The 6,783-nt window shown below is 40.9% G+C and carries 6 protein-coding genes; all 6 read left to right on the forward strand.

The features are described from left to right. Nucleotides 1-21: 21 nt before the first annotated feature. The 6 genes from dnaX (at nt 22) to H8S17_RS11575 (ending at nt 6,396) form a co-directional block, all read left to right on the forward strand. On the forward strand, nt 22-1,584 hold the full coding sequence (gene dnaX, locus H8S17_RS11550; RefSeq protein WP_186867427.1) for a DNA polymerase III subunit gamma/tau: 1,563 nt from the start codon (nt 22-24) through the stop codon (nt 1,582-1,584). A 64-nt stretch (nt 1,585-1,648) separates the two neighbouring features. Further along, entirely contained in the window at nt 1,649-2,002 is a 354-nt protein-coding gene (locus H8S17_RS11555; RefSeq protein ID WP_178051173.1) for a YbaB/EbfC family nucleoid-associated protein, read from the forward strand. A gap of 12 nt (nt 2,003-2,014) precedes the next feature. Next, on the forward strand, nt 2,015-2,611 hold the full coding sequence (recR, locus tag H8S17_RS11560; RefSeq protein ID WP_178051172.1) for a recombination mediator RecR: 597 nt from the start codon (nt 2,015-2,017) through the stop codon (nt 2,609-2,611). A 196-nt stretch (nt 2,612-2,807) separates the two neighbouring features. Then, nucleotides 2,808-4,385 (forward strand): LysM peptidoglycan-binding domain-containing protein, encoded by a 1,578-nt coding sequence (locus tag H8S17_RS11565; RefSeq protein ID WP_186867428.1) that lies wholly within the window; start codon nt 2,808-2,810, stop codon nt 4,383-4,385. A 96-nt stretch (nt 4,386-4,481) separates the two neighbouring features. Then, nucleotides 4,482-5,675, forward strand: a complete 1,194-nt coding sequence (locus H8S17_RS11570) for a DUF5711 family protein (protein ID WP_186867429.1) — start codon at nt 4,482-4,484, stop codon at nt 5,673-5,675. A 10-nt stretch (nt 5,676-5,685) separates the two neighbouring features. Further along, nucleotides 5,686-6,396 carry a CvpA family protein gene (locus H8S17_RS11575; protein ID WP_186867430.1) on the forward strand — a complete coding sequence of 237 codons (711 nt, stop codon included), beginning with the start codon at nt 5,686-5,688 and terminating at the stop codon, nt 6,394-6,396. The last annotated feature ends 387 nt before the right edge of the window (nt 6,397-6,783 follow it).

The raw sequence follows: 6,783 nt of genomic DNA on the forward strand, positions 1-6,783 counted from the left end.
CTAGAATAGTGAGGAATTGTCATGTCTTATACTGCGCTGTATAGAAAGTTCCGTCCGCAGGAATTTAAAGATGTTAAGGGACAGGATCATATTGTGACAACATTAAAGAACCAGATTGAAGCTGACAGGATCGGACATGCATATCTGTTTTGTGGAACAAGAGGAACCGGTAAAACAACGATTGCGAAAATATTTGCAAAAGCAGTCAACTGTGAACATCCGGTAGATGGAAGCCCCTGTGGGGAATGTGCGTCATGCAAAGCGGTGGCAGATGGAACGTCCATGAATGTCATCGAGATCGATGCAGCGTCTAATAACGGTGTGGAAAGCATCAGAGAGATTCGTGAAGAAGTCACGTACCGTCCTACAGAGGGCAAATATAAAGTCTACATCATCGATGAAGTGCATATGCTTTCTATCGGGGCGTTTAATGCGCTTCTTAAGACCTTAGAAGAACCGCCTTCTTATGTGATCTTTATTTTAGCGACAACGGAAGTGCATAAGATACCGGTGACGATCCTTTCAAGATGCCAGCGGTATGACTTTAAACGTATTTCTGTAGAGACAATCTATGAGCGTTTAGAAGAGTTATTAGAAAAAGAACAGATCACAGCAGAAGAAAAAGCCATCCGCTACATTGCCAAGGCGGCTGATGGAGCGATGCGTGATGCCTTAAGTCTTTTAGATCAGTGTATTGCCTTCTATTTAGGGCAGACACTGACATATGATAAAGTATTAGAAGTGCTTGGAGCCGTCGATACAGAAGTATTCAGCAGTCTGTTAGATAAAGTACTGCGGCAGGATGTATCAGGTGCGATGGCAAGTGTGGAAGAACTGATTGCAGATGGCAGGGAATTAGGACAGTTTGTGATAGATTTCACATGGTATCTGCGGAATCTTTTACTTTTAAAAAGTTCAGATGAGATGAGCGAAGCATTAGATATGTCTTCCGAGAATATGGAAAAGCTCAAAGAAGAAGCAGGACAGATGGAAGAAGAAACCATTATCCGGTATATCCGTATTTTTTCAGAACTTTCTAATCAGATCAAATATTCGACACAGAAAAGAATATTGCTTGAGATCGCTCTGATCAAACTTTGCAGACCGCAGATGGAACAGGATTATAGTTCCATAATAGGCAGATTAGAACAGCTAGAAAAAAAGATCGAACAGAGTGTGCCCGTTATGGCGGCAAATACCATAACAGTTGACAGACAGCAGCAGTCTGTGGTACAAGAAAAGCCAGTGCTGCCAAAAGCAGTTCCGGAAGAAGTGGAACAGGCAGTCAAAAACTGGCGGAACATCGTATCTTCCATGCCGGGACTATCAAAAAGCTATCTAAGCAAAGCCAGACTGACATTAGGCGGGGGCAATGAACTTGTCGTTGTATTTGATGATCCGATGGCAGCAGGATATTTTACAAGGGAAGAAGAAAGAAAGCAGTTAGAAGATACGATCGCAGAACATATCGACAGGCAGGTAGCTGTGATCATCAAAGAAAATGATACGAACCGTCCATTTGAGGATTCTCATGTGGATTTAGAGCAGGTGATCCATATGGATATTACCTACGAAGATGAATAAACAGCATTGCAGCTATGGAAAGTGCACAATAGTTGTGCAGAAACAGAAAACAGGAGGAAATGAAATGGCAAAAAGAGGTGGATTTCCGGGTGGAATGCCGGGAAATATGAATAATCTTATGAAGCAGGCACAGAAGATGCAGCGTCAGATGGAAGAAGCACAGAAAGAGTTAGAGGAAAAAGAAATCACAGCTACAGCAGGTGGTGGAGCTGTTGAAGTTACTGTATCCGGTAAAAGAGAGATCACAAAGATCAAATTATCAGAAGAAGTTGTAGATCCTGATGATATTGAAATGTTAGAAGATCTGATCATGGCTGCAACAAACGAAGCACTTCGTCAGCTAGAAGATTTTTCAGCATCATCCATGTCTAAGATCACAGGTGGAATCGGCGGCGGATTAGGCGGTCTGCCATTCTAGGAGCATAGAAAAATGGATTATTACAGTAAACAGATCAATAAGCTGGTACAGGAACTTTCAAGTCTTCCCGGAATCGGAAGTAAGTCCGCACAGCGTCTTGCATTCCATATTTTAAATATGCCAAAGGAAAATGTAGAACAGCTTTCAAATGCGATCATGGAGGCACGGAATAATGTGCGTTACTGCAAAGAGTGTTTTACATTAACAGACGAAGAACTCTGCCCGATCTGCAGGAATCATGAGCGTGACCATCATACGATCATGGTGGTAGAAAACAGCAGGGATTTAGCGGCATATGAGAAAACCGGCAAATATGAGGGAGTATATCATGTACTGCATGGAGCCATTTCCCCGATGTTAGGGATCGGTCCCGGAGATATCCGTTTAAAAGAATTGATGCAGCGGCTTCAGGGAGATGTAGAAGAAGTGATCATTGCAACGAATTCAAGTTTAGAGGGGGAAACGACTGCCATGTATATCAGTAAACTGATCAAGCCTACCGGAATCCGTGTGACGAGGATCGCAAGCGGAGTTCCAGTCGGAGGAGATCTAGAATATATTGATGAAGTCACACTGCTTCGTGCATTAGAAGGCAGAAGAACACTTTGAATAAGAGAAAGATAGAAACACGTTGGATTTTTAGATCTGACGTGTTTTTTTGTCGATATATTTTCAATGCCGCTTCCAAGGATTTCCAAAATATTTAAATAACCTGTGTTAAGGTTAAAGTCGGAACAAAACGTGATGTCTGCAAAGTGGGACAGGCTTTTTGCAGATGACAGGATATAGGAAGAAGGGGTAGAAGATGATTGAGATTATACAGCAGACAGAGAAAAAAGAAGAAAAATCAGAAGGCAGACTGCCGAATAATATACGTCAGATAGGAAACCCTGAAAAAGATTTCCGGATTTATATGGAAGATTATGTGTATACATATCTGCATCCGGCACAGATACAAGGCATGGAGATCGTGATCGTTCCAAGGCTTTTGATCTTATTAGGCGAGATCAATCATTTTGCAGACCGGAGTTGTGCATTTATCAGCGGTGCGGTCTCAGTGGAAAATGACGGAAAAACAGAAGGACTTCCCGAATTAAATGACCGGACATGGAGAGAGATACACAGAGAAATAGGTCAGTTTTTTGAAAAATGTGAGATCGTAGGCTGGGTATTAGATATTCCAGGCAATACCTTAGCCGTAACAAAAGAAATGGAAATCGTACACAGAAAGAACTTTGTCAGCCCATATCAGTTTTTCTTTTTAATGGATTCAAAAGAACGCGAAGAAGCATTTTATACATGGAAAGAAGGACAACTGACCAGAAAAGAAGGGTATTTTATCTATTATGAAAAAAATCCGCAGATGCAGGAATATATGATCAGTAAGCGGGAGGCAATGTATGGAAAAGAACCGGTCATAGAACAGGTGTCAGATGAAGCGGCAAGAAATTATCGTGCGATGATGTTAAAAAAGAAAGAGCATACCTATAAACGGGGAATGGGGTTTCTTTCTTATCTGACCTCGATATTGATGGTCGTTGTATTGTCGTCTGTCAGCGTTGTGCTGATTTCTTATATTCACAGAATGGATTCGATGGAGCAGGCAATATCGACAATGTCAGAAGGCATAGATGTCACAGAGGAAGAAAAAGAAAATGAAAAGAATCAGGTAGCAGTAGAAGCAATCAGCGGCAATGTATATCCGGTGGATGAAAGCCAGTTGGAAAAGCAGAGTGATGCACAGGGAGAGGAGCAGTCCTCAAATACTGATACACAATCCCAAAATGAGGATACAACGGCACAGGGGCAGTCAGAAGAAACAAATATGGCAGGTACAGAGCAGACAAAACAATCAGGAAATGCAGATGCCTCACAGCCGGAAAATGGGAATACAATAGCCCGGACACAGCCGGAAAATACGGAAATGACAGGCACAGACGGAGTACGGCAGTCACAGGAAAATAATACAGTGGGACAAGCAGGAAGTGCAGACATGTCTACACAGACAGGGGATACAAATGCCACAGCATCAGCAGAAACCAGCAATGCCGCTACGCAGGCAGGAAGTACGGACACAGCATCAGGAAGCAGTGAGGTATCAACACAGACAGGAAATACGGATGCAGAATCAGCCGTTGCAGCACCCCAGACATCAGCAGGGAGCAATGATACCGCATCCACACAGACAGATGCTGCCGCACAGTCGGAAGCAGCACAGACATACCGCAAGCAGGGATATTACATTGTACAGGCGGGGGACAGCTTACGACAGATCAGCTATAGTGTATATCAGACATATACTATGGTAGATGCGATCTGTAAAGCAAATCATATTACAGATCAGGATGCCATCATGGCAGGGCAAAAACTCATTCTTCCATAAAAAAATATGTGCATCTGCTTCAGATATGATATAATGAGCGAAAATGAGGACATTGCATGAGGAATCATGCATTGTGGGTAACAGGAGTACAGATGCATGGCAGACACAAGAAAACAAGGTTTCTATACCGTTGAAACTAATATAGAAGAAATGGAGGAGAAGATCCGTAAGCACCGCAGAAAAATAGCCATTACAATAGCGGTTATTGTCATTACAGTAGCAGCAGTGGCAGCGGCAGCAGGGATCTATTTCTCTTTAAAAGAGTATCAGGATTATGAAGTACGTTCAGAGATAGAACGGAATGACAGTGAAGCAACACAATATGAATTGTTTGCAGGAAATATCCTGCGTTATAATAATGATGGGGCATTTTATGCAGATATGTCAGACCGTCTGATCTGGAATCAAGCATATGAAATGCAGGTACCGGTGGTAGATATCTGTGAAAATTATGCGGTGATCGCAGATCTTCAGGGAACGCAGATCTATATTATGAATACCAGTGGTGTGCAGGGAGAGATCGAAACAAGTAAGCCGATCGAGGCGGTATGTGTAGCGAATCAGGGAACAATCGCCGTTCTGACGCAGGAAGATGGGACAAGTTATCTCGAATTATATAACAAGAGCGGGGAAAATTTAGCATCAGGAGAGATTCATCTTGAAAACAGCGGATATCCGATCGATATCGCACTTTCAAATGATGCAAAAAAACTGGCAGTTTCCATTTTAGATATCAGTAAAGGAAAAGCACAGACAACCGTTGCCTTTTATAATTTTGATTCCGTAGGGCAGAATGAAATTGATAATATCGTAGCTTCTTATTCTTATGCAGATACTGTAATGCCGGAGATCGATTTTGTATCGAATGACAGGCTGATCGCATTTGGAGATACACAGGTTATTTTATTTGAAGGCACACAGAAGCCGGAAGAAGTTTTAGTACATAAAGTAGAAAAAGAAGTAAAAAGCATATTTTATGATAAAGATTATTATGGGCTTGTATATAGTAATGGAGAATCCAATGAAAGCCACACAATGGAAGTCTATGATATGAAAGGAAAACTCTGTTTAGAGCAGAAGTTTAAGATATCCTACCAGAATATCGAGCTGCTCGAAAACCACGAGATCTGCGTGCGTGATGAATATCGCTGCGAAATCTATACATTAAAAGGTGTAAAGAAGTTTTCTTATAAATTTGATGATGAACTATACAGAGTATTTTCCGGAGGTACAGACAGAAACTATACCTTTATTTTAGACGGAGTTATGGAAAAAGTCAGATTAAAATAAAGGAGCAGATATGAACATACTAGAAATTATCGTACTTATAATAATTGCAATATGTGTATACAGAGGATATCGCATTGGTTTTCTGCGTGTGATATATTCTCTTGTCTCGTGGATATTAGTATTAACTTTTGTCACATGGGCAACCCCCTATCTTACAGATTATTTAGAAAAACATACCCCCCTGTATGGTGTTATTCAGGAGAAGTGTTTAGATTATATAGAAAAACATGCAGAAGAAAAAATACAGGAACAGGCACTTAACTATGGAGGGGATCAGACAGATGGATCTTTAGGCGCAGATATCGGGCTGCCACAGTCATTTTTAGAGGAGATCACAGGTGTTGCAGCAGGAACCGCAGATGAAATTATGAAAAGTGCAGGGATCTATGATGAACTTGCAGCATCGATCGCACATTTTATAGTAGAGGGAATCGCATTTTTTGTGGCACTGATCATAGCGGGGATCATTATGCACTGGATATCAAGTTTTTTAAACGTAATATCTCATATCCCAGTCCTTCATACGACAAATAAAGTATTAGGAGCAGGTGCGGGGGCAATCAAAGGGCTGCTGATCGTATGGTTAGCACTTTACATAGTCACCCTGTTTGCTGCAAGTGAGCAGGGAACACTTCTTTTGTCTTATGTGAAAGAAAGCAGTATATTATCCTATTTATATGAGAATAATATTCTAATGCAGATTATAACAGCGTTCTTCTAGGGAAGTTTTACGGATTTTATATGAAAATGTAAAAAAATGAAAATAATGGTTGACATTCCTGCGTAATGATGATATTATAGTCAAGCTGATGGCAGGGAACAATGAAAAAAGCATTGAAAACAATGTCGGATGCAAAAAAAATAAAATAAAAAAGTCGTTGACAAAGCGAGACAAACGTGCTATTCTATTATAGCTGTCGCAAGAAACGACAACAAATGAACATTGATAACTAAACAGTGAAATAACCTTGAAAGATTTTGAGAATCATAAGAACAGCAACGCAAGTTGCAACCTTAAAACAGTAAACATCACAGAAGTGATGAACGGAACAAGGAAAGCCAAGTTTTTCCTTGAACCAAAGATCAGACATGAACATGAGAGTTTGAT

The organism is Roseburia zhanii (assembly GCF_014287635.1).
Taxonomy (GTDB): Bacteria; Bacillota; Clostridia; order Lachnospirales; family Lachnospiraceae; genus Roseburia_B; species Roseburia_B zhanii.

Bases quoted from the DNA above. Each gene is read 5' to 3' on its own strand.
- H8S17_RS11555 (WP_178051173.1), top strand. From the start codon at position 1,649: ATGGCAAAAAGAGGTGGATTTCCGGGTGGAATGCCGGGAAATATGAAT.
- H8S17_RS11570 (WP_186867429.1), top strand. From the start codon at position 4,482: ATGGCAGACACAAGAAAACAAGGTTTCTATACCGTTGAAACTAATATA.
- H8S17_RS11565 (WP_186867428.1), top strand. From the start codon at position 2,808: ATGATTGAGATTATACAGCAGACAGAGAAAAAAGAAGAAAAATCAGAA.
- recR (WP_178051172.1), top strand. From the start codon at position 2,015: ATGGATTATTACAGTAAACAGATCAATAAGCTGGTACAGGAACTTTCA.
- H8S17_RS11575 (WP_186867430.1), top strand. From the start codon at position 5,686: ATGAACATACTAGAAATTATCGTACTTATAATAATTGCAATATGTGTA.
- dnaX (WP_186867427.1), top strand. From the start codon at position 22: ATGTCTTATACTGCGCTGTATAGAAAGTTCCGTCCGCAGGAATTTAAA.